The organism is Paenibacillus rigui (genome assembly GCF_002234615.1).
Taxonomy (GTDB): domain Bacteria; phylum Bacillota; class Bacilli; order Paenibacillales; family NBRC-103111; genus Paenibacillus_S; species Paenibacillus_S rigui.
In genome coordinates this window covers 1-24,222 of record NZ_NMQW01000037.1, presented here as the reverse complement: position 1 = coordinate 24,222, position 24,222 = coordinate 1, and the positions used below count along the sequence as shown (strand labels likewise).

The following is a 24,222-nucleotide window of genomic DNA, read 5'->3' as shown; positions in this document are numbered from 1 at the left end:
GCTCCTGACTATTTTTTTCTTAACTCGTCCCCGACAGCCTTCAACACTTGAGCCGGGTCCTTCTTCTCAAGGAAAATTTGCGGCATCGCTTTGTTGCGTATGGCATCGAACACGAGTGGCTCGTTGTCCGTAATGTTGACAGGAGCGATTTCATTCTTCACCTTCAGCAGCGTATCGAAAATATCGTTGCCGAAGTAATCCGTAAATTTGTTGGATTCCTTCATCGCCGCATCGGTCCAGGCATCGGTCACGATCGGATCGAACCCAAGCTGCTTCCAAATTTGGATGCCGCTGTCTTTGGTCAGCTTCGAATAGGTGAGAAATTTCTTGGCGAGTTCAACATGCTTGGACTGATCTGTAATCGAGGTGGCGGTTCCACCCATACCTGCCGAACGGTTACCTCCCGGCTCCCATGCAGGCATGGGCCGTACGATCATTTTGCCTTTCAGATCCGGCATTTTATCGGTGAAGCGCCCCATGAACCAGAACGGCATGAAGACGGAGGCTGCGCCGCCTTTGTTCATAAAGCCAAAATATTCTTCCGTATCATGACCGGCACCCGGAGCGACGGCAGCGATCTTCTCATTCACGAGCTTCTGGAAAAATTGCATCGTCTTGATATTGACCTCATTGTCGATCGTCACATTCCCCTTGGCATCGACCTGGTCCGATTTCTGCTGGGAGATGGCAGGCCACCAAGACCAGTTTCCATTGCCCTCGAACGTAATGATGGGCTTGCCTGTTCTCTCAAGCACTTGATTGCCCGCGGATTCCAGGTCACTCCACAGCTTGATATTGTCTGGATTGACGCCCGCTTTGTCTAATATCTCTTTGTTGTAATAAATGACGGTCGCGCCAACATGGTAATCCACCCCGTAATACTTGCCGTTCTTGCTGTAAATATCGACCCGGGATTTCACAATATTCGGCAGCGCCGGGGATACGATGTCATCCAGAGGAACCAAATTCGTTTGACCGCGTACAAAATTCGGAAATTTACTTTGCTCGATATCAACCAGATCCGGCGCTCCCGTTTTGGTCTGCAATGCGATCAGCAGCTTGGAGTGCATATCATCGTATGGAATCGTTGTCGCTTCCAGCTGAATCGGCTCCTCCGGATGCGACTTGTTCCAGCTTTGGGCCATGCTCTCCCAATACTTCTGATGCAAATCGACGAAGGTCCAGAACGTTAACTTCGTTGGCGTCGAGCCTGCTTTCGGCGGTGCCTCCGGTTGGCTGGAGCAGGCGCTCAGCACGGTAGACAAGGCTAAGCCTAAGGCCAGCGTAATACTGAGTGATCTTTTCATATTTCTCATCCCCCATTTTATGGTTTGTGAAAGCGCTACAGCTGAATTATAAGCTAAACCGCTGCGGCTTGACGACAAAGGATCTCAACCACTTTTTTAAAAATATCAACCTATTTGCAATCAGGTGCACGGCTATCGGACTGACAAACAAAAAGCTGCCCAAGAGGCCGGGCAGGCCAGCTTGGACAGCTTCATTACACCTTACGTACCGTAAACCTTCCAGGACTCCATTCCTGTCGAATACGCAGCTTTTGCCGTAATATTGACTCTGAATTTTGTTGTCGATACCGGGGTGAAGGTGGTTGTATTGTATTGGTTCGCAGCGATGCCAAGACCCGATGGGTTCGCTACATTGACCCATGCGGTTCCATTCCAATACTGGAGCGTATAAGAGGCTGGAAGATCAATGCCTTGATCGTCATCAAACCAGTAGATGTCCGTGCTGGATATCGTTCTGGCTGAGGCGAAATCATACTGTACCCATTGCGTTGTTCCGGGGTTATCCCAATTGCCGTACACCGGGTGTCCTCTGTCATTGGAGCTTGTAGGCGCGTAGCCATCGTTCAGCCCGGCCAAGCTTTCCCAGGAGGATACAAACGAAGTCGTCGCTGTTCCCTGAGGCGCTATATCCGTCGGTCCGGTGGAGGTTGCGGCCTGCAGCTTCACATCATACGTCGCATTAGTACCGATGCTCAGGTTCACAACGGTTTTTCCGCTGCCTGCAGCACTTACAGTGCTGACCTTCGTATTGTTGATAAGCACGTCATAGGTACCCGCAGCAAGTCCGGTAAATGTGACTTTGGTTGTATGGGCCGCTGAAGTCATCATATTTTTCAGTGTAAAATATACATTGTTTTTGACGGTAGCTACCGTCGCCGCCGTGTACTGATCTCTTTCAAGCTCCATCGAGAACTTCTCAGTAATGAGGTTCAAGCGCTTGTTCAAGCCATCCTTCGGCGTGACCGTGTAAGCACCTCCGCTTAACGAAACGTCCGCTCCATAGCCATACAATCCAAAGATCGGATCGACGGCCACATCCGCGCTTAATACTTTTAACGCCCCGAACAAGCCTAGATCCGCTTCCCCGCTCATGCCTCTCCAGCCGTTGAACAACGGCCCGCCGTCCAGACCGAGAGCGCCATAATTGCCCTTATTCGCCTGGTAGGTCCACGATACCGCACCGATATTGGCAGGATCGCTGCTGATTTGTCCGGAGTTAATGGCGCTGACATTGGCAATTTTGGCGGCATAGGACAACCGCTGCTCGGTTTCCGGCTTCGTAGAATTCGTGCGGATCCAATCATCCATCGCATAACCGGCAAGCGAAGTCGTGTATTGGAAATTCCACCAGTTATCCCCGGTGATCGTTACGGGATCGGCGTAATAGTACCAGACAGGCATATGGCCGCGGGCGGCTCTTGTCTTGGCATTAATCTTGCCGCGAATCGTGTTGTTATTGTTCATTTTGGCCAGCATGTAGACGGCCTCTTCCCCTGTATTGTCGTAGTTGTATTCGGAGCCGTACGGGTAGGTGGTCGAAGCAAAATTGTTGTACTTGGTGGCCATTTTGCTGATGATATCGTTTGCCTCCGTCGTTAAGCCTTCATCCTGCAACGCTTTAATAATGTCCGGCGTCGTCAGCTCTCCCATCAAGCCCGTGTTCCAGTTATAAGCTACAGGACCGTCATACAGCGCTTTAAAAATGTTATATGCACGCAGCAGGTACGTATTTTTAGGGTTTTTGTAGGTAATGAGATTCGGGTACATTTTGGCAATTTTGTACATGCTGAAGTAAGTGTTGTAAATATGCGGGTAGGCGTAGCCTCTATAGGTCGGGGTCGTATTCGGCTGGGCCATCAAGAAGTCGGGAACGAGATAATCGCTGTGATGCCCGTTCATCAGATTGGTCCATATCGCTGTCTCCAGGTAATTGTCCAGCGCCGTCACTTCCGAAGCCACCGGTGACAATGCGTTTTTCTCCGCGAGGAACTGGCCGTGAGTTAAGCCCCAATCATCGCCCCAGCCCCAATAGCCCGCAAAATTATTGCGCTTGGCTTTGGTCTGCATCATCCAATCATCGAATACCTTATCCCGGATATCGCCGGGTACATTCCACTGCTGATTGTTCACCATGAACGTCGCATGCCGCTGCAGCGCTGTATCAATAGGCTCAATGGCGTAAAATTGAAGCACCGTCTTCTCGCCGCTTCCGTACGTCACGGTAATATTGTTAGCACCCAAATGACTCATGGTCAGCTGGTACAGCTTATGGTTGGTTCCTGTGGTGCCCAACGATGTGACGGTTGTTTCCGATGGATACTGCGGGGTGATGCTCGTAATGGTCTTCGAGGTATGCAGGTCGAACTTTGCCGTCTGATTCGTAGGCACGATCATCCCGGGCACGACATTCACATCAATCATGCCTTCGCTGTACAGCCTGTCCTGTATCGCGTACTCATCCGCCGCTTTAAAAAACTTAAAGGCGTACGTTTTGCTAGCCCCCGGGGCCAGTGTCAAGCTCGTATTCGGCAGGTAGCCGCGATTATTGCTTTTGATCACATTGGAATGAATGTAATATACGTTCAACCCTTTGGCATAGCCCCCTTGATCCGCAGCCCAGGTGCTGTTCGGATGCTCCTCGACGCGCCAGTTGTCCTGGTATTCGAGCCCCGCCCCCGTGGTGGTATCGGGAACCATCAGCAGGAAAGGCCCAATCCCACTCGGCCGCTGCGCAACAATATAGGAGCTGTTATTGCCGATAAAAGCATGCGTAATGGTTCGAGTTTCATAAATTTCCTCATTATTCCCCCCGCTAAAAAATTCGTTGAACGGAAGCGGAAGCCCGAAATCACCAATCTCCAGCGTCTGGCTGCTTGTATTGGTCACGGTAATCTGCCATTTCAAGTAATCATTCTCGAGCGCATACGATTCGTCCACTTTAAAGTTACGAATGCCCGCGCTGTTTGCTGAATTCTGATAGCTTACATTGACAGTATTGCCTGACTGCGTAATGGTTCTCACATCGGAGGATTTGTTAGTAAGCGCTTGCGTCCATGCGCCAGAACCAAGCTTGTACGTAAACATAAGCTCGCCAACCCACTGATGGTCCGCCGTATTCTGATTCGGCGCGTTCGTCGCATTCATTACATAGTTGGTCGGGTACGTATCACCTCCAATTTGCAGAGACGTAATCTCCCCGTTGGTGCCTGTCTGTACGGTGAAGTTGCTGTTGGAGATTGTTGCTGCCGATGCATCCTGAGGAAGGAACATGATGGCCGCCGCCGCGAAGGCGGAAGCTGCAAACAGCTGGATGTGCCGAGGCTTGGACCATTCGTGCCAAAACCTGCTTCCCATTTGCATGAAGAAACCTCACTCTCTTTTTTTGGATTTGTTTATAAACGCTGGGAAATATTGTCGAAGCGTTTATAGCCCTATCATATAAAAAACAACAAGGATTTACATTAATATTCACAACCATTTTTTATAAAATATGAACCTTTTCGTAAGCGGTTACATTTTACTTGTTAAAAAAACAGCCCCCTGATTTTACAAACCAAGGGGAGCTGTATAAGTTTCATCCATGCAGAGGGAATGTAATGGTAATCTCCGTACCTTCTCCCGCTGCTGAAGCGATGGAGATGCCGTACGATGTTCCGTAAAGCAACTGAATGCGGTTTTGAACATTCATCATCCCGACACCGGCTGTTTCGGAATTCAGAATGGAGGCTATTTGCTCGCTATGCATCCCCGTTCCATTATCGCGGATGGTGAAAACCAGGTTCTCCTCCACCCGTTGTCCCGATATGTGAATGAGGCCGCCCTCCGCGTGGTAGGAAAATCCATGAATAATCGCATTCTCGACAAAGGGCTGCAGGAACATCTTTGGTACCTTCGCTTCCGAAGGGATAGCATCCAGCTCATACTCTACTTTGAAAATGCCCATATACCGGTTCTCCATAATATGGATATAGCTTTGCAGCCAGACCAGATCGTCCCGGAATGCGACCTCCTCCTCCTTGTTCCTTACGGCATATTGCAGCATGAGCGAAAGACTGACGAGCATTCGGCTGATCTCTTCCTGATCCTTGTCCAACGCCATCCAGTTGATGACGTTAAGTGTATTGTACAGAAAATGAGGGTTTAATTGCAGGTTCAGCGCCATGAGCTCGGCTTCCTTCTCCCTCAGCTTCACTTCATAATTTTCCTTGATCAGCTCATGAATCCGGTCGTTCATGGAATTGAACTTCTTGATCACAATGCCGAATTCGAGATCATCCGGTTCGGCAATTTTCGTTGTGAAGTCCCCATTTCCGGTCATATGGAACCCGATCAGCAGCTTTTTCATAGGCTTCGTCAGCCAACCTGAAAGGACATAGGCCAAATAGACCGATAAAACGAGCAATATCAAAGTAATATATAGGCTGCTCGTATCAATTAATTTCAAATTCCGAATTAACTGGTCATAAGGGATGACAAGCACGGACATCCAGCCTGTAACGTCGGATGTAGCATAGCAAATGAACATTTTTTCACCGTTGATACTGCTGATTACGGTGCCTTCCTTGTTTGCAACGGCTTGCTTCAGCCAATCCGATGATTCCTGCTGCGTTAACAAATCCATGTCGGGATGAGCGATGACCGTGCCGTCGCCTGATAAGACGTACATATATGAATCCTTGATATGCAGCTCGCTTCGTACATTGCGAAAGAAGCTTTCATTAAAATTGATGAGCAGCATCGGTACCTCCACCTGCTGGCTCCAAACCTTGAATACACCGCCTTCTACGATAGAGCTTTTCATCATGCGGGCGGCGGAGAACACAAACCTGTACCTCGGATCCATCGCAGCCAACTCGTCTTGGTGAAATTGCTTGGAGAAATCATAGGTCGGGAACCAGATTAATTTACCATTCGCATGAATGGCTTGCTGGTATATCTTCGATCCCGTCAGCATGCCCGGCCTCACACTGATCAGCGTCGGACGACTTGTCACCGTGGATACATTGCCAAAGCTGTAATAGCTTGTGACAAGCTGTACGGAGTCGATGTACGTATCGAAGTAATAATATTTGTTCAGAATGTCCGATACTTTGCGGTCCATTTCAAGAAGCTCCAAAGGCTCCTGCGGCGGCTGCTCCCGGTTAAACACACGGTACAGATCCGGGTCGGCGAGCAGCGATAGCGAGCGCTGGCGTATTTCTTCCATGGCCATATCGGTAAATTGTATATTTTTCTTGACCACCTCAAGCATGCTGTTCCCGGAATTCGTCAATATGATGTTGGAGCTCGTACGATAATAATTAAAGCTGATCAGGATAAAGGGGATAACGATGAAGGCCGCATAAAATATAAGCACCTTGGTGCGAAATTTCCACGCTTGAAACGTTCTGAGGAAAGCCCTTACATATGTACTCATCGTGCACCTACTTTTTTCGCAGCATCCGTATCGACCTGCGGTATTCCTCCGGCGTCATGCCAAACTCTTTTTTGAATACGCGGTTAAAATACTTCACTTCCTGATAGCCGATTTGGGCCGCAATCGCATAGATTTTGTCGCTCTGGTTCTCCAGCAGCTGCTTGGCCTTGTTGAGCTTTACCTGCGTTACGTACTTCGTGAAATTGATGTCCAGTCTGCTGCGGAAATATTGGCTGAAATAATTGGGACTCAGCTCGAAATGGCCTGCGATTTTCTCCAAAGACAGATCTTCCATGTAATGGTCATCAATGTAAGCCAAGTATTGGTAGATCATTTCATCTTTTCGGTGCAGCTTGATCGTTTCTGCCATCTGCATCATCGCCAGCAATAATTCCTCTATGGATCCAATTAACTCCGCCATCGTGCCGGCTTGCTCGATTGCGGTCTCGACACCCTGCATAAGCTCTTTATATGTATCATGGTTCTGTCTTAGCAGCTCGACCTCATCCAACCACTTCGTAACCATCACCTTGCATCGGAGCTTCATATAATCCGGTAACGGATATTTGCCTGTCAGCATGCCGTTAATGATGCTCTGAAGCAAACTCTTTAACCCCTGGGTATCGTTCTGACGAAGAGCTTCAAGAACAGCTGTCTCTTCTTTAGCCTGGATGACCGGCTTATAATCATCCGCTATTCTGCTTTCAGAAATGATGAACACATGTCCGTCCGGTTCGTAAAATTGTTGGGCGGCTGCCGCTTCGGCTTCTTTGTACTTGTCATGAATCCCTTCCGTGAATGTCCCCCACGAGGAGACAGCAAGACAAGCATCCCTGAGAGCTGTCCCCTCCCGAGCAAGCTTTTCCCTCATTTCCACAAAATCGGAACGGCTCCGATTTCCATTGACAACAGCAGCGAGTACCGGAAGCTTATCGTGGATGACTACGCTGAACAAAAGCCCGCTCTCCTTCCAGGAGACTTCCAGCTGCTTCTGCAGCATAAGCACTTCGGTTATGGAACCGAACCGGAGACGTACCAAGCACACGTGGCCGGATTCGTGCCATGGCAGCAGCTGCTTCGTTTCCATATCTTCTTCCGGGAAAACGGTGCCCTTCATCCAAGCCATCTGCAGCCGTTCCCGATATACCTTGAATTTGGCTTCCTCCTGATCCAACGCATGCTCAGCGCGGCGAAGTACATCCTGCAAGGTGTTCAAATCCAACGGCTTCAGCAAATACGCAAATGCGCCATGAGCCAGCGCCCTTTGAGCATAGTCAAAATAGTCGTAACCGCTTAAAACAATGACCTTGGCACGGGTCCGGAGGCCGCTATCCAATCTTTCCATCAATTCCAATCCATTCATGACCTGCATCTGGATGTCCGTGAATATAAGATCAAACGTTTGTTTTTCGCATAAGCTGATCGCATCATAACCATTTCTGGCCGATGCAATATCATAGTCCGGTCTCACGCGCTGAAGAAGCTTGCGAAATCCAATGATTTGACCAGGCTCATCGTCAACCAGCAGCACACGCAGCATTACGCTTCCCTCCCAAACAGCTTTACCGTCCCCAAGCCTTCATCAGCAATCGGCTGTGCTTCCGAAACCCGAGGTTCTCTTAGCTAATCCAAGTATAGAAAACTTACAGGTACTTATCTACTAAAATAACAAAAAAATGGCTGGGTACAACCATTTTTTTTGCTTGCAGCTATTAACCTTTTACACCGGTCATTGCGATGCCTTCCACGAAATATCGCTGGCCGATCATAAACACGATCAAGGAAGGCAGCACGACGATTGAGGTGGCCGCCATCATCAAATGCCATTGGGCCGAGTAGCTGCCCTGAAATAAGGTCAGTCCCAGCATTAGCGTATAATGACTCTCTGATGTGACGAATACCATAGGCGCCAAATAATCGTTCCAGCTGGCCAGAAAGGTCAGCATGCCGACGACAATCAATGATTGCTTGCTCAAAGGCAGAATGACATGCCAATACGTTCGAAAATGGCCTGCTCCATCCATTCTGGCCGCTTCATCCATCTCCCTCGGAATCGTCAAGAAAAATTGACGCAGCAGAAAGATGTTGAACATCCCTCCGCCGAACCAGGAAGGCGCAATAAGCGGCACCAGCGTATCCGTCAAATTCACGTATTTCCAGCCCAGAAATTGGGGAATCATGACGACAAAGAACGGAAGCATCAAGCCGGTCAGCAATATGCCGAAGATGCGGTCCCTTCCCGCCCATTGAATCCGGGAGAAGCTGTACGCACATACCGAGCTGGAGAAGACGACGCCCAGTACCGATAAGACGGTCACGATCATGCTGTTCTTGAAATATTGTCCAAAGGGATGGCTTGTGAGCGCCTCAACGAAATTATCGATATTGAAGCTATCCGGAAGCCATTGCGGAGGGACTTGGAACAAGCCGCTCATGCCGACCATGGACGTTTTGAGCATCCAGTAAAATGGAAATAGAAACAGGATGCTTAGTCCAATAAGCAGCACGTAAATTATGATAATGTGAAGCTTTTTGGTAGCACTCATTTTCCCCGATCCTGCCCTTCGTAATAAACCATTGTGTTCGAAATTTTAAAAAAGAGGGCTGTGCACAGCAAAATAATCAAAAATAATAGAAATGCACTCGCACTTGCACTGCCGAATTTGGAAAATTGAAAGCCTTCCTTGAATAAATAATAAACGAACAGGTAGCTTGCGTTATTGGGACCTCCCTGCGTCATCACCGTCGGCTGGACGAACGTCTGAAAGGCATTGACGAAGCCGATAACCGTATTGAACAAAATGATGGAGGAGCTCATCGGTACCGTGATATACCACAGCTTATGACCAGCGTGCCCTCCGTCCACGTCAATGGCTTCATAAAGCTGGGATGGTATGTTTTGCAGCCCGGCCAGAAAGATCACCATCGTATTGCCGGTCAGCCAAAGACTGAACAAAATAAACGTCGGAATGACCATAACATCTGAGGATAGCCATTGCGAGGTCGGCAAATGCAGCTCGCGCAGCACGTAATTGACGATCCCGAAGTCAGGCTGCAGCATCCACATCCACACCATAGAGGATGCCGCCAACGGAATAATAACCGGAAGATAAAATACGCTTCTAAAAAAGCCCCTCGCTTTAATTTTGCTGTTCAAGAGCAGCGCCAACAGAAAGGCAAAAAGGATTCCCAGCGGGACACTGACAGCGACATAATACATCGTGCTTTTCACAGCAGCGAAGAAGAAAGGCTCCGCCCCGGTAAACAACCGGGTATAGTTTTGGAGCCCCACAAACTTAGGCTTCCCGACGATGCTGTATTCAGTGAAGCCCAGCACGAAAGTAATGAGGATCGGCCCCAGCACGAACAGCAGAAAGCCAAGCAGCACCGGGGAAGCGAACAGCAAGCCGTACAACAATTCGATGCGGCCTCTTGCTCTGGCATTCTTCGTTTTCTTCAATGCCGCCCGCTCTACTTGCTGCGATAACTCCATGAAAGATCAACCTCTCTTATTTCTGATATTTCCCTTGAATCTCCGGCTGGATTTTCGGAGCAATGTCCTTCATCGTTTGAGCCGCCGTTTGCTTGCCCATCCATACGGGATCCAATGCCGTGAAAGCCATGGAGCTGATTTTGCCGAAGTTTTGCATGTAATAGACAGGGGCAGGGACATTGTTATTGAGCAGGTTATTCATGAAAGCATCCTTGAAGCCTTCCGGATGCGCCGGATTGTTCTCAGCCCATTGGGAAACCAGCGAAGGATCGGTATACCATTTTTTCAGCGTCGGCATCCATAGACCGCCCTTGTACAGATCAATCGCTCCCGCAGGATCGGCCAGAAACTTGGTCAGCATCCATGTTTCCTGCGGATGCTTGGTCGATTTGAACATGACGTTGGCACCGCTGATCCCCATAGCCACACTCCGTTTCATTTTGGGCAGCACGCCGATGCCGTAATTGACCTTGGCTGCGCCCAGATCGAGATTGATCCATTGACCGTGCATCGTCATGGCGGCGAGCTTGGATTGCAGAGCGACCGCTTGCGACGGGATGGATTTGGCCTGAACCGGATTCGGCGCGACGTGATGCACATTAATCAAATCGGCGAGCCGTTGGATCGCTTCCACCGCCTCCGGCTTATCCAGTGCAAACGTCTTCCCGTCCTCGGAGACAATATCTCCCCCATTGTTAAATACATGGGCCATGACAGGTCCGTACCAATTTTCAAAGGAGACCCCGAACTGCTTAATATTATTCGGATCGAATGCCGGATCAGCGGCATTTTTGCCGTTTTTGTCTAAGGTTAGCTTCTTGGCCGTATCAACGAATTGATCCCAGGTCCAGGCGTTGTCCGCCTTTGTTGGAGGCGCTTCCACACCAGCTGTTTTGAAGAGGTCCTTGTTGTAAAACAAAGCGAACGTCTCCCCTGCCCCGCTAATCCCCCAAGTATAGTTCGGCTTCGTCCCATTAAACCAAATATAATCGAGGAAGTCGGATTTTTTGACATCCTTGTCCTGTGCAAACATGTCATTAAAATTAATAAATTTATCCTCTTTCTGCCATGCCTCTCCCAATTCACCATGAATATATCCGGCATCAGGCGCTTCATTGGCGGCAACCATGGCGGTAATTTTGGCATCATAATCCGCTTCCGGAATATGGATGGCATTCACCGTGATCCACGGGTATTTCTCTGTAAACTTCTTCGTTGCATCCTCCATCGCTTTCTTCTCCTGCGGGCTTCCCCACAAGGTGTATTTCAAGGTGACGGGCTCATGCTTCGCACTGTCGGAGCCTGCTTTTTCCGTTGAGCTGCCTGTCTGTTTGGTTGCGGCACCGCCTCCATTGTCCTTCGTCCCCGCTGTCGAACAGCCGGCCATCACCCCTAAGCTTAAGGCAAGCAAAGCGGCCATTGACGTTTTCCCTAGCTTCTTTGTCTTTGATTTCATCTATTGAATCCTCCCTTTTTCATTTACAGGCTCTGACCCGTTGATGGTCTCATTATAAAGAAAACGCTCTCATAAACATATTATAAATATTTCATAATGGTGGACTTATTGGAGGGTTCTTACCATGCTGCAGACCCCGTTTAGGGTCTACAGCCCCTTTTTTTCAAGCAGATTGCCCCCCTCTACACGGGTTGCACCGCTAATCTTTTTTGATTTTGGAAATACCTCCGCTGAAAACGGTCGCCTTCACATCGATCCCAGATAAGGAATTTTCATCGAGCGGGAGCTCTCCCTTAACGGCAAGCCGGTGCCATTCGGCCGGATTCGAGCGAAATAAAGCCTCGGATAAATTCAGTACGTCGATTCCCTTTGCGATGCCTTGGAGGTAGGAATCCGATATCTCCTTTTTGATCTCCTGAACGGCTAGCTGCTCCAATTGTTTCTCTGTCAAATCTGATATCAGCTGCGGAATGTTGCCGCTCGCCGTCACCTTCACCTGAAACTCGGCTTTCCCCTGCTTCACTTGAGGCTTAATTTCGGCTTTGACCTTCTCCATCACCAGCATCACAGCGGGCTTCTTATTTTGCTTAATGAACAAGTTGGCCCTGACAGCCTTGTTATTCAGCCAACGCAAGCCCCTTGTCTTGGATCTGGGAATATACCCTTTATAGCGGGAATTATGGAAAAATCCCGTTCCAATCATTTCGAGCTTGGGTGAAACCCGCTTGTTTTCCGTCCAATTGTTCGCGATCCTCAGGAAGGGAATCTTTAACGTCTCCCCTTTCTCATGCCACGACCGGGTAAATTCGAATAAGTAAATCGGGACAATGTCCGAATTTTGGGAATAAATATCCGTCGGATCGTTAAGCTGGGAATAAATGACGGAAATATTTTGTGCCGGCATAGCGTTGAAAATGGACTCAATGGGATCTTTTGTTGCAAAAATCCAGTTGGTGTAACGAAACTCGTAATACCGGTCCCAGACATCCAGCACTTCCGTGATTCGTTCGGGACTCAATGCAGCCTCACTAAAAAGGATGGTCTTCACATGACTCCAGGCGATCCGCTGCTGGGCAGTCGCGTACAGATTGAAGATAGCTTTATCAAATGTTTCCCCATCCGCCCTGGCAATCGAAATAAGCTGCTGTTCTGTTTGTGCCGCCGCCTCTTTCTTTGCGATATTAAAAAAACTGACCAATTGAGCATGGAGGACAAACTTGCCATCCTTATAATCTACACCCACCGTATTCACATAAATCATATATTCAATTTCCCGAATTCCCCAGCATCCTGTCAGCAATGTAGCAAGCATGGCTGCCGCTACCAAGGAGCGGATCCATCTCATGGCTGCGACTGCCCCCCTTTTCCACCCGACTTTTTCAAAAAATTCGGCATGGACATCATTTTGCCCCATGGCGTGCGGATCCAGACCTTCCATAGCTCCTTAGGGGTCGGCGCGGCAAGCGGCTCCATGTAGTACACCCCAAAGGAACGCTGATTCACCAAGTACAGGACGAGCCCCATCAAGCATATCAGAAATCCGAACAATCCCAGGAGCCCGCTTATGAGCAAGGTGACAATACGGAGGATGCTGACCATGCCGATCATATTCTGATTAACCAGTGTGAAGGTTGCCAAGACAGACAGTGCCACAATGACCAGGATCCCCGGCGCTGTAATCCCCGCGCTTATGGCGGCCTGGCCGATGATTAATCCACCGACAACCGATAACGTCTGTCCGAAAGTAGAAGGCAAACGCATGCCGGCCTCCCGGAAAAGCTCAAACAGGAGCAGCATGACAAAAGCTTCCACTGGAACCGGTAAAGGTACCCCCTGCCGGGAAATGACCAAGGTCGCCAGAAGAGAGAACGGAATCTGATCCTGATGATAGCTGAGCAGCGCAATCCAGAAGCCGGGAAGAAATAACGATAATAGAAGCCCCATCATTCTCATAAATCGAGTGAAGATAACGAATAGATTGAAGGTGTGGGAATCCTCCGATGTATTGAGTAAGAAGGTCAAATTGACCGGGGCGATTGAAGCGGTCGGCGATCCGTCCGTGAGAAGGATAAACCGACCGTGCAGCAAGGAGTTCACTGCATAATCCGGTCGCCCGCTGTACACGAACATAGGAAACAATGAAAAGCCTGCAAGCGCTTCTTCCAATTGGGTGGAGCTGATCAGCTCCTTGATTTGAACCTTTTCCAGCTTTTGTTGAATTTCATTCAGCGTCCCCGGAGCTATGAGATTTTGCATATACAGCAGGCTCACACTTGTCTCTGTATCTGTCCCGAAACGGTACGTACGAACGGCTAGATTACTCGTTTTGAGCCGTTTGCGGATCAATCCGATATTGACATAGATTTCCTCGGTGAATCCGTCCCGGGGGCCTTTAACTGAAACCTCCGTATTGCTTTCTTCCGTCTTTCGGGTTGGAGGATCCGCCAGATTTATACTGTACAGACACTGCAGCGGTTCGAACAACAGCAAAAGCTGACCTTGGAATACTCTCAAAACAAGGTCCTCATGGTTCAGCACGCCCTCCAACCGGTTCAACCGAAGCTGGACATAATTTTCAAGCTCCTCCGCGCTTGTAACCTCTGTGTTCTGAAAAACCCCCAGCAGGCTTGGAATAACCAGAGAGTCCATTTGTTTGATATCGCACAAGCCTTGGCAATAGATAAGCAAAACAGAAGAAGCTGGTTCGTCTTCCGGGGTGGGAAGCTTGATTTTGTCGAAAATCACATCGCCGCATAAGCGAAACAGGCTGCGAAGGTCGGACTCCAGCGTCTGCGTTGCGATAGGGTTCATGATTGTGCCCCACTCCTTTTCTTGGCATGTATCAGAACAATCAAGATCAGACTATAGCCCCCGACGCCCAGGAACAACATCGGCAGCACATAGTCGCGCAAGGAATCCAGGAAATAATTGTCGCTGATCGGATATACCGAGAAAATGACTGCCGCAAATAAGACAAAACAAAGTACAGCCCATCTGTACCCCTTTTTCTTGATCGCCAGCAAGTCCGATACCAGAAACATCGTTAACGAAATCCGAACGAAGGCGCCTGAAAACCATTGATAGATACTTAAAAAATCTAGATGCTCAATGTACCGTCCAATCGTGACCAGTCTCCACTCTTCGTAAGCGGGATATCTCAGCTTGGACAATTGCTCCGGACCGAACTCTGCGATGCCTCCCATCACCGGACCTACCGTTAAACCGACCAAAATGAGCGTTAAAACTAAAACACTCAATAATGAATAGCGGGTTCGGATGTGCTGCTGCAACAGCAACAGCATGATGATTTCGACCAGACCGGCTCCAGCATAGATCATGCCGCTCCATACCGGATGCATGCCCATTTCCAAATACGGCTTAAGCAATGCGTATTTCTTATTTGGAAGGTTGGCGGACATGACAAAGAACCCGTATATAACGACGAATGGCAGCAGCAGCGCAGATGTATTGGCAATAGAACGGATTCCGCAATACGCATTCATTAAGCAGAGCAAGCCAAAAACAGACGACAGAATGATAATCGGCACCTTAGGGAGAAAGGTAAGGTGAATCCATGTCGACGTATCCCTCAACGTAATTCCGCACAGCACCACCATATAAAGACAAGCAATCCAGGAGAGCACATTGCCAATCAAGGGAGGATAAGCTTGTTTCATCCATTGGAATATATGAAGCGTTCGCGTCTTGTTCATGGCGGTATATAGCAGTGTCACCCATACACAACCAAAGGCTCCGGCCAGCAGCACCGAGATCCAGGCATCTCTTTTAGCGGCATCCATCAAGACGGGGATGATAATGACATGATCCATAAGTCCGATAGCAAGCATGAGAATCATAACGGCTTGGAAAAAGGTGATTGTATGCTGGTTCATGAACTCCCCCATCTCTTTGCCCGGGAATGGATCAGGAAAAGGTTATGCCAATCCATGGTTGACCTATTGTAGTTTGTTGCATTTAGTGGAATATTATTCTTAATAAGAATAGATAAGCAGGTTCATCCGGCTGGAGATAGCAGCAAAAAAAGCAGCAAAAAAGCCGCAAGGTCGCGGCTTTCCGTCACAAGCCGTTATTACCGGCTGTATTTTTATTGGGAGGAAGCTTTCACAATCGTTTTAAGCCGTCTTATAGCGTGCTCCAAAGAGGATATGAGCACCATTCGGGCGGGCAAGCGCGCGGTTGACTTTCCGACTGCCGCTGCCCATTCCTTTAGCGGCTCCCCCTTTTTCGTTTAAGTACGTTTTTCCAGCCCTCTTGAGATTGTCTATCGCCTATACGTTGAAATGACGAATAGTCTCTTGCATTTCAATGGCCTTATCATTTAATGCAGAGGAAGCGCTTTGCAGTGCTTCGAACGACCTAAACTGTTGATTGGATACCTGTTCAACATGCGAAACCGAGGATGCTGCGTCTTGAGCGATACTGGACATCTCTTGAATCGACGCATTGATTTGCTCCACATTGGCTGCCATCGTTTCGGAAGACAGCGTGATATCTTGGATTTGACGAGCAACCTCCTGGACGTATAACAACATTTCTTGAAACATTTTACCTGTGCCTTGAATTTCCCTGATCCCCTTGCTTACCTCTTGTGAACCATCCTTCATGGCTTGAACGGTATCCGCCGTAGAAAGCTGAATAGCCTCTATTAGTGAGCTGATATCATGGGACGATTCCTTGGACTGTTCAGCCAGCTTTCTTATTTCTCCAGCGACAATGACAAAGCCTTTGCCATGCTCTCCCGCCCGCGCCGCTTCGATATTGGCATTTAAAGCAAGCAAGTTTGTTTGATTCGATATTTGAGTGATCGTAGTAGCTATTTGTCCGATCTGGGATATCCGCTCACTCAGCAATTGGATCATGTATTCCACCTTGTGAGTCGATTCGCCCAAAGTGCGCATCTGGTTGATGGCGCTTAGTATGGAATCGTTCCCATGCCGCGATCGCTCGAGCAGCTCCATTGAAATATTCGACATCACACCTGCGGATTCGGCGATCTTATGCACACCTACCGTTGTATCACCGATTGAGGTCGCCATTTCTTCCGATGCCTGTGCTTGATTATGGGCTCCGACAGCCATTTCCTTATTCATCATGACAATTTCATTCGTCACATGGACGGATTCCTCGAATCCGTGCTTTAGAGAGGCTGCGGAAACGGCCACCTGGTGGGCGAGATTTTGGCTGGTCATCACCGTTTGTCGGAACGATTCGGCAATAACGTTAAAGGACATCCCGACCCGCTGGAGCTCATCCTTCGTTTCCAAATGCACCCTCACGGATAAATCACCGTTTGCAAGCTGCCTGGAGCTGTCTTCCAGCACATGCACGGTCCGCATAATGGATAAATAAAATCCGGTAAAGACATACAGCAGCAGTAAGCCGATCACGGTAACGGTAATTGACGTTGATCTTTTTTTATCAGCATAGTCTGCTTTACGGTCTTGCAGCAGTTGGTCCAGCATAGTAACTTCCGCCGCATAGAGCTTCATACTGTCATCAATCACGCTTGTAGCAAGCTGAAAGTAGGTATCGGAATTCGTATGTATTTTATCGGCCTTGATTAGCTCTTTGCGCATAAGATCTTTATAAGAGCTGACGGATGCGTTAAATTGCTTTCCGTCCTTTTCTAGCCATGGTTGAATCCCCGGATTTTTCTGAACCACGGTCTGCAAGCCGTGAGTGGCATCATCCGAGAGCGCATCGATATGGACTGACAAGGCGATCAGCTGCTCTTTCTCATCCTCCGTAGCTTTACTGCGGTAAGCCACCAAGGATCCTAACGCACGAGATAATCCTACCATTTCACTCAAAGCCGGAAGCTTGTTCACGATGGAATCCATCAAATAATAGCTGTCAAGCTCCGGATCTAATATCAGCGTCGAAGTATCGCCTACGTGCATAATGAGGGATAAGATGCCATTAATCAGTTCCGTGTGCAGCTTCAAGCTATCCTGCGGGGAAAGCTGCGGATTCATGCTGCCAAGCAGCGTCTTCCAATTCCGTTTCAGCTGCTGCCACTGTTCTACCGTCTGCAGCTCCCGACCGTATCGTTCGTCAACGGCATCCACTTTACTTATTGACGCAGCTATCGTGCCTTCCAACGCCTTCAATTTATCTTTGTAGCCCGGAGAACCATCCTGTAAATACAGGTTCGCCGTTCCCCTATGCTGCTGCAGCCCGATAAGCAGTTCGGTTAATGGCTGGATATATTGAAGACCCGAGCGCTCTTTGTCCGCGATTTGGATATTTTTATTGATTTCGGTTATGAGAAAATACATGATCTGTACAACCGCCAGAAGGCAGAGCAAGCCGATCAGAAGAAATTTGTGAGGATACTTCAGGCGATTCATCATTGTTACCACGGGAGTAAACATCGTTACAATACGCATCCTTTCAGTGGGTTCATGGAAAGGCAAGCCAAAAGAAAAACCGGTCCCGACAGAAAACTGCCAAACGGGCCGGTTTCTTGAATCTAGCTAGGTTCGGACACCAACGGGCTTACATTAACCGCACACACCTTGAAGCCCGGCATTCGGCAGGTCGGATCGAGTGCGTCATGCGTAATTTTATTCACGTTTTGGGTATCCCCCCAATGCATCGGCACGAATACGGTATCCTCTCGAATCTCCTCACGAAGCCGGCTTCGAACATAGATAACGCCGCGTCTGGTTTCCAGCTTGACTAGGGTGGCATCCTCTATGTTATAGGCTCTCGCTGTTTTCGGATGAATCTCCATGAACGACTCGATGTCTTGAGCCAACAGCGTGTAGCTTCTCCGTGTCTGCACCCCTGTTAAATAATGAGTCACGACACGTCCTGTCGTCAGGTACAGCGGAAATTGCGCATCCACCTGCTCCTTCGGTAAATGATTCTCAACAGCTGTCAATAAAGCTTTCCCGCCTGGCAGCGGGAATGAAGTCTCGAACAAACGCTTCGCCCCCGGATGATCAAGCTCAGGACACGGCCAATACACGCCTTCCTCGCGTCTCAGTCTCTCATACGTAATGCCATAGTAATCGGCTGCTCCTCCGCGGCTTGCCAGACGGAGCTCATCGAAAATTTCTTCTGCCTCTGTGAATTGAAAGTATGTTCCTCTCCCCAGCCGGTCGGCCAAATCACACAAAATGCGCCAATCATGCCTGGACTCGCCTGGAGCGGGTCTTCCCGCCTCCCTCAGCAGGACGCGTCCTTCGAGATTGGTCAATGTCCCGGTATTTTCCAAATAGGCGGAGGCAGGCAAAACCAGGTCCGCCAATTGCGCTGTCTCCGACATGAGGAAATCAACCACCACCAGAAGCTCAAGCTTCTTCAATCCGTCTTCGACGACATTGGCATTGGGATTGGATACAATCGGATTTGATCCCATGACAAGCAGCGCGCGAATCTCCTGCTCAACCACCTTTTCCATCATCTCGTAGGCTGAGACGCCTTTGCCCGGCAGCTCATCCGGTTCAATTCCCCAGACACCGGCAACGTAGGTTCGATCCTCTGGATTCTCAATCAGACGATAGCCTGGCAGTTGATCGGCTTTTTGTCCGTGTTCTCTGCCGCCTTGCCCATTCCCCTGACCCGTAACCGCACCGTAGCCGCAGCCCGGTTTGCCGATTTTTCCAGTTAATAGAACCAAGTTCAAAAAGTTGCGAACCGCCATGTGCCCGTCGGTTTGCTGTTCAACGCCTCTTGCCGTGAACACCATACCGGTTGACGCTTTCCCGTAGGCTAGAGCCGCATCCCGGATTTGCTGGGCAGGCACGCCGGTTAACTCGACGATGTCTTCCATACGGATTGCGTCCAGATGAGCTCGCAGCTCTTCGAAGCCTGAAGTCCGCTGCTCAACAAAAGTCCGATCGACAAGCCCTTCCTCCAGCAGTACCTTAAGCATCCCGTTCGCCAAAGTGGCATCCATACCCGGCTTCACCCGAAGATGAAAATTCGAGATACGCGTCGTACCCGTTTCTCTCGGATCAATGGCAATGAGTACGGCACCCTTTTCCTTAGCTCTTGTAAAATAAGGCATTAACGTCGGCTGGCATTCGGCGATATTCGTTCCGGCCAATATAATACATTCCGCCTTCTCGATATCCGCCAGCTGATTCGTCAACCCTCGGTCCAGCCCGAAAACCTTGACACCGGCTGACGCCGCCGCAGACATACAGAACCGGCCGTTGTAATCGATGTATTTCGTTTGCAAGGCAACGCGTGCAAATTTGCCCAACAAATAGGCGGTTTCGTTCGTCAAGGAGCCGCCGCCGTAAACTCCGATCGAGTGCTTGCCATAGCTGCGCTGAAGCTCTTGAAATTTGTTTGTAATGATGTCGTAAGCGTCTTCCCATGAAATCGGGACAAAACGGCCGTCTTTCTTCATGAGTGGATTTACAATTCGCTCACTGGTCAATACATGCTGATACGCATTCATCCCCTTAATACATAGGCGGCCTTCCGAAGCCAAATTCATCAGTGGAGCGACAGTGTAGGAGGAACGGGTATCTTTCGCTCCACGTTCCTCTGTAATCTGCATTTTGCATTGTACACTGCAAAAAGGGCACTGCGTATTCATCACTGTAAAGGAAACACCCGTCTCCCCCTGTGCGTTCTCGATCATTTGACCCATTCCCCTCACCTCACTTTGTTAAGGCAGCCGACGGCTGCGGAATATGTTCGGCACCATACCGTTCCTGATTCATCCTGTCAATCAAGCTTTCCCGAATGGGCGGATTGAACAAGCCTTCCCGCAGCTGAACCAGTCCTTCCCTTTCCACCCAGCTTCCAATAGATTCACCGAATCTTGCTTCTTCACGATACCATTGAAGAAACGCTTCTACGAGTTCCAGCACCTTACTCTCCGACGGCTCCATACACAGCAGCTCTCCATGGCGAACCTTCGTTCTTGAAGAGCCGCCTACATAGATCTCCCAGCCGCCTGGCGCGCCGACGAGTCCGATATCTCGGGTTAGCGTGCCGGCATCGTGCTGCGGACTTGCAGAAACACCAATACTTACTTCATAAGGCAACTGAAGAGATTCCAGCCTTCGCTCCAGCAAGGTTCCCATTTGAACCGAATCTTTCAGTGCGCCTCGGGCATACTCCAGCCCTTTGCACGTGATGACGGATTGAACCGGTTGACCGTACAGCGACTCTGGTTCCATACGTAATCCAAGCTCGGCACTGATCGTGGCAACATCTTGCGGTTGTATTCCCAGCAAGTCTATATGCGCTCCGTCAAACTTTATAGACGGGATCCGATATTTATCAATCAACTCCGCGAGCTGCCTCAGCTGCGCCGCGCTTGTCACTCCTCCATGCATCCGGGGACCCATAGCATAGGTCCCATTATCCAGCCGGCTCAAGGCCGGCATGCCTTGCGGACCTATATCCGCTGCGGCTCCCCCGGTTAACGATTGACCGATATAATACTGGAGCGCCGGACGGCATTTGGCACAACCCTGCTCATGCTTCCAATGGAAAGCCTTCATCGCTTCATGAACCGTACGGACATCTGAGCCACGCACCATGTCGCGAAGCTCCTCGTGGCTGTAAACCGTACAGCTGCAAATCGTTTCTTTGGGCGGCAAGGGAGCATTCTTGTTCTTCCGTGCAAGCTGCAGTACGGCCGAAACCAATGGCTTGCAGCCCCCGCAGGTGCTCGAAGCTCTTGTGCACGCACGGACCTCCTCCACCGTCTCACAGCCGTTCTCCTGAACAGCAGCCAATATAGCTCCTTTGGATACTCCGTTACAGGAGCAGATCGTTGCGTTCATAGCCAGTGACTCGGCATCGGGCGCTGACGGATTTGAGGCCGCTTCCTCCAGTACGGATACATCCGCTTGCTGTTTAATGTAGCCGAGCAGCTTGTGCCCCTCACTGCTGTTCCCGTACAACAGTGCGCCAACAATTTTATTGTCCCTCACACTTATTTTTTTGTAAAAATGACGAATCCCATCGTATATTTTTAAGGATGTCGAAATTTCCGAATCCCGGATCTCCCCTGCAGAGAAGACCTCTATTCCCGATACTTTTAATTGGGAATACAAGATCGACCCTTCATAGCTTTCGGTCTCCATACCACACAGCCTTTGGGCCAGCACCTTTCCCTGCTCATATAAAGGCGCTACAAGCCCATATACCATACCACGATGCTCCGCGCATTCGCCTACTGCATACACATTCGGTATATCCGTTTCCATATAATCATTGACGACAATGGCTCTATTGATCTCCAAGCCGCTGTCGGCTGCAAGCTTCACATTGGGACGTACCCCTACAGCAATCACGACGAGGTCGGCACTTACTTTGGTTCCATCCTTGAAAAGAAGTCCTTCGACCCGCTTTTTTCCGTATATTTTTTCTGTTTGCTTTTGCAAAAGGAATCGCATGCCCTGCTTTTCCAAATCCTTTTGCAGCATCAGCGCGGCCGTAGGGTCCAGCTGCCGTTCCATCAAGTGGTTGTAAATATGCACCACATGGACGTCCATCCCCAAGTTCAATAATCCGCGGGCAGCTTCCAAACCGAGGAGCCCTCCACCGATCACAACCGCTTTCTTATAGGATTTGGATGCCTCCACCATGAAATTACAGTCATGAATATCGCGAAAGGCCGTGACACCCTTCTTATCAGAGCCAGGCAGCGGAAGCATGAACGGCAACGAGCCCGTTGCAAAAATGAGATGGTCGTAGTCGATTGTACGGCCCTGCTCGCTGATGACCTTGCGCTTCGCCGTATCGACGCGGACAACCGGATCCCCTGCATACAGCGTAATGTGATGCGATGTATACCAATCCCAATCATTGATGGTAATATCGCTTACCGTCGTATCTCCCTGCAGTACCTTGGATAACAGAATACGATTATAGTTCGGATGCGGTTCTTTGCCGAATATGGTGATCTCGAAACGGTCAGGGGCCAGCTTCAAAATCTCCTCAATACAGCGTACGCCGGCCATCCCGTTACCAATCAAGACAAGCTTTTCTTTATTCATGCGGTTTCTCCCCACTCCCGATATTCGCTTTATCTTTCTTTAACCAGTGAAGCCGATATTTTTTGCCGGGCTGCCTGGTTTCGTCCCGTAGCAATGTTCATCCAGAGACACACGCAAGCAAACAGCATAAGGATAATAAAGCCTAAGGTATAGCTCCCCGTTATTTCTTTAATGACGCCCAAGAGGATCGGAGGAAAAAATCCGCCTACACCTCCGGCAGCGCCGACAATTCCGGTTACCGCTCCGGTATTACCTGTGGATACCTCCGGAACCATTTTAAATACAGCCCCGTTCCCTACTCCAAGCAAGCAAGCTGCGAGAAGATAACCGGCACTAAACCCGGCAAAATGGTGCAAGGATGCAACCATCAGAAGCGCCGATACAACGATCCCGCTGAACACGACGGCCAACACTTTACGGGAACCGATCCGGTCGGCTACCCACCCTCCAAGCGGACGAATCAGCGTGGCAATAACAATAAAACCGGCCGTTTTCATCCCTGCGTCCGTCGTCGACATGTTGAAAAGATCCTTGAACAATGTCGGCAAATAAGCTCCGAAAGCAACGAAGCTGCCAAAGGTCAAGAAATAGAACATGGACAAGTACCACGTCGAGTCCTCTTTCAGCACCTCCATGGATTGCTTAAAGGTTTTGACCTTAGCCGGCGGTGGTAAATCCCGGGTCCCCGCCCAGAAAAAGAGGGTAATCACGAAAATCATCATAGCCAAACCCCAGAACACCCAGGATAGCCCATACCGATTCAAAAGAGAAGGAAGCGTATAGCTGGCAATCGCCCCGCCGAAATTGCCGAGACCCGCTAACCCGAGAACAAAGCCTTGCCTTTCCGGAGCAAACCATCGGGAGACATAGGTTGTGTTAATGGCAAAGGTCGTCCCGGCCATTCCGATAAATAATGCACACAGCAGCAGCATTTCATACGTTTGTGCCCATCCGGCCATCAGCAGTGGAAGAGTCAGGAAGAGCATCGTCCCCGCAAATACCCGACGCCCGCCAAAACGGTCCGTATAAATTCCGAGAGGAATCCGCAGGATGGAGCCTAATAAAACCGGAGTCGCGATCAGTACGCTTTTCTGAATGGAACTCAGGTGAAAGAGCTCCTGGATTTGGCCTGCGATTGGAGCAAAGACGTTCCATATGACAAACGATGCTGTCATAGCCATCGTCGATAGTCCTAAAATATTGGCTGATCTAAGTTGCCCCACTGTGGTACACCCCTTAAAATAGAATGCTACCATTTCCTGCATGCCGTTTTATATGAGAAAATGATGCTCTTGCAAGAAAAAAAGCACTCATCAAGGAGTGCTTTCACGATTAGCACAACCGCTTCATGTACGAGCTGGCGTACTTATTTCATTTCATCTCTATTCCAAGGCCTGTCTTAAGAGGCCTTGTCAGATTGTTTCTCTATTAAAAGAATCACGTTGCCTTGATCATCAGTGTCCACCTCGAAATGCTGTACACAGCCCTCGTCGGGCGCTTGAACGAGGCCGTCGTTCAGGTCGATCTTCCAGTCGTGCAGCGGGCAATACACA

Annotated in this window: 15 protein-coding genes and 1 pseudogene; all 16 read right to left on the bottom strand. The window is 49.4% G+C overall.

The features are described 5' to 3' along the window. Nucleotides 1–8: 8 nt before the first annotated feature. Nucleotides 9–1,307, bottom strand: a complete 1,299-nt coding sequence (locus CF651_RS23195) for an ABC transporter substrate-binding protein (RefSeq protein WP_094017264.1) — start codon at nucleotides 1,305–1,307, stop codon at nucleotides 9–11. A 201-nt stretch (nucleotides 1,308–1,508) separates the two neighbouring features. Then, nucleotides 1,509–1,826 carry a galactose-binding domain-containing protein gene (locus tag CF651_RS33425; protein ID WP_425436311.1) on the bottom strand — a complete coding sequence of 106 codons (318 nt, stop codon included), beginning with the start codon at nucleotides 1,824–1,826 and terminating at the stop codon, nucleotides 1,509–1,511. 132 nt (nucleotides 1,827–1,958) lie between these two features. Then, nucleotides 1,959–4,661, bottom strand: a pseudogene (locus CF651_RS23190) (DUF5695 domain-containing protein); the annotation flags it as partial. 220 nt (nucleotides 4,662–4,881) lie between these two features. Next, nucleotides 4,882–6,723 (bottom strand): sensor histidine kinase, encoded by a 1,842-nt coding sequence (locus tag CF651_RS23185; RefSeq protein ID WP_094017263.1) that lies wholly within the window; start codon nucleotides 6,721–6,723, stop codon nucleotides 4,882–4,884. 7 nt (nucleotides 6,724–6,730) lie between these two features. Further along, nucleotides 6,731–8,263 carry a response regulator transcription factor gene (locus CF651_RS23180; RefSeq protein WP_094017262.1) on the bottom strand — a complete coding sequence of 511 codons (1,533 nt, stop codon included), beginning with the start codon at nucleotides 8,261–8,263 and terminating at the stop codon, nucleotides 6,731–6,733. 172 nt (nucleotides 8,264–8,435) lie between these two features. After that, nucleotides 8,436–9,269 (bottom strand): carbohydrate ABC transporter permease, encoded by an 834-nt coding sequence (locus CF651_RS23175; protein WP_094017261.1) that lies wholly within the window; start codon nucleotides 9,267–9,269, stop codon nucleotides 8,436–8,438. Beyond that, nucleotides 9,266–10,216 (bottom strand): carbohydrate ABC transporter permease, encoded by a 951-nt coding sequence (locus tag CF651_RS23170; protein WP_094017260.1) that lies wholly within the window; start codon nucleotides 10,214–10,216, stop codon nucleotides 9,266–9,268. The genes CF651_RS23175 and CF651_RS23170 overlap by 4 nt, the downstream gene beginning before the upstream one ends. A gap of 16 nt (nucleotides 10,217–10,232) precedes the next feature. Further along, nucleotides 10,233–11,672 carry an ABC transporter substrate-binding protein gene (locus tag CF651_RS23165; RefSeq protein ID WP_245856108.1) on the bottom strand — a complete coding sequence of 480 codons (1,440 nt, stop codon included), beginning with the start codon at nucleotides 11,670–11,672 and terminating at the stop codon, nucleotides 10,233–10,235. 199 nt (nucleotides 11,673–11,871) lie between these two features. Beyond that, on the bottom strand, nucleotides 11,872–13,017 hold the full coding sequence (locus CF651_RS23160; protein WP_094017259.1) for a Ger(x)C family spore germination protein: 1,146 nt from the start codon (nucleotides 13,015–13,017) through the stop codon (nucleotides 11,872–11,874). After that, nucleotides 13,014–14,483 carry a spore germination protein gene (locus CF651_RS23155; protein ID WP_094017258.1) on the bottom strand — a complete coding sequence of 490 codons (1,470 nt, stop codon included), beginning with the start codon at nucleotides 14,481–14,483 and terminating at the stop codon, nucleotides 13,014–13,016. The genes CF651_RS23160 and CF651_RS23155 overlap by 4 nt, the downstream gene beginning before the upstream one ends. Continuing rightward, nucleotides 14,480–15,565, bottom strand: a complete 1,086-nt coding sequence (locus CF651_RS23150) for a GerAB/ArcD/ProY family transporter (RefSeq protein WP_094017257.1) — start codon at nucleotides 15,563–15,565, stop codon at nucleotides 14,480–14,482. The genes CF651_RS23155 and CF651_RS23150 overlap by 4 nt, the downstream gene beginning before the upstream one ends. Before the next feature lie 396 nt (nucleotides 15,566–15,961). Beyond that, nucleotides 15,962–18,067 (bottom strand): methyl-accepting chemotaxis protein, encoded by a 2,106-nt coding sequence (locus tag CF651_RS23145; RefSeq protein ID WP_179232953.1) that lies wholly within the window; start codon nucleotides 18,065–18,067, stop codon nucleotides 15,962–15,964. A gap of 98 nt (nucleotides 18,068–18,165) precedes the next feature. Next, on the bottom strand, nucleotides 18,166–20,295 hold the full coding sequence (gene nasC / locus CF651_RS23140) for an assimilatory nitrate reductase catalytic subunit NasC (protein ID WP_281254499.1): 2,130 nt from the start codon (nucleotides 20,293–20,295) through the stop codon (nucleotides 18,166–18,168). A 19-nt stretch (nucleotides 20,296–20,314) separates the two neighbouring features. Next, on the bottom strand, nucleotides 20,315–22,669 hold the full coding sequence (gene nirB / locus CF651_RS23135; protein ID WP_094017255.1) for a nitrite reductase large subunit NirB: 2,355 nt from the start codon (nucleotides 22,667–22,669) through the stop codon (nucleotides 20,315–20,317). Nucleotides 22,670–22,698: 29 nt separating this feature from the next. Then, entirely contained in the window at nucleotides 22,699–23,850 is a 1,152-nt protein-coding gene (locus CF651_RS23130; protein ID WP_245856118.1) for an MFS transporter, read from the bottom strand. Between the two features lie 218 nt (nucleotides 23,851–24,068). Continuing rightward, nucleotides 24,069–24,222 (bottom strand): Rieske (2Fe-2S) protein (locus CF651_RS32945; RefSeq protein ID WP_483869984.1); only part of this gene is annotated, 154 nt, incomplete at its 5' end.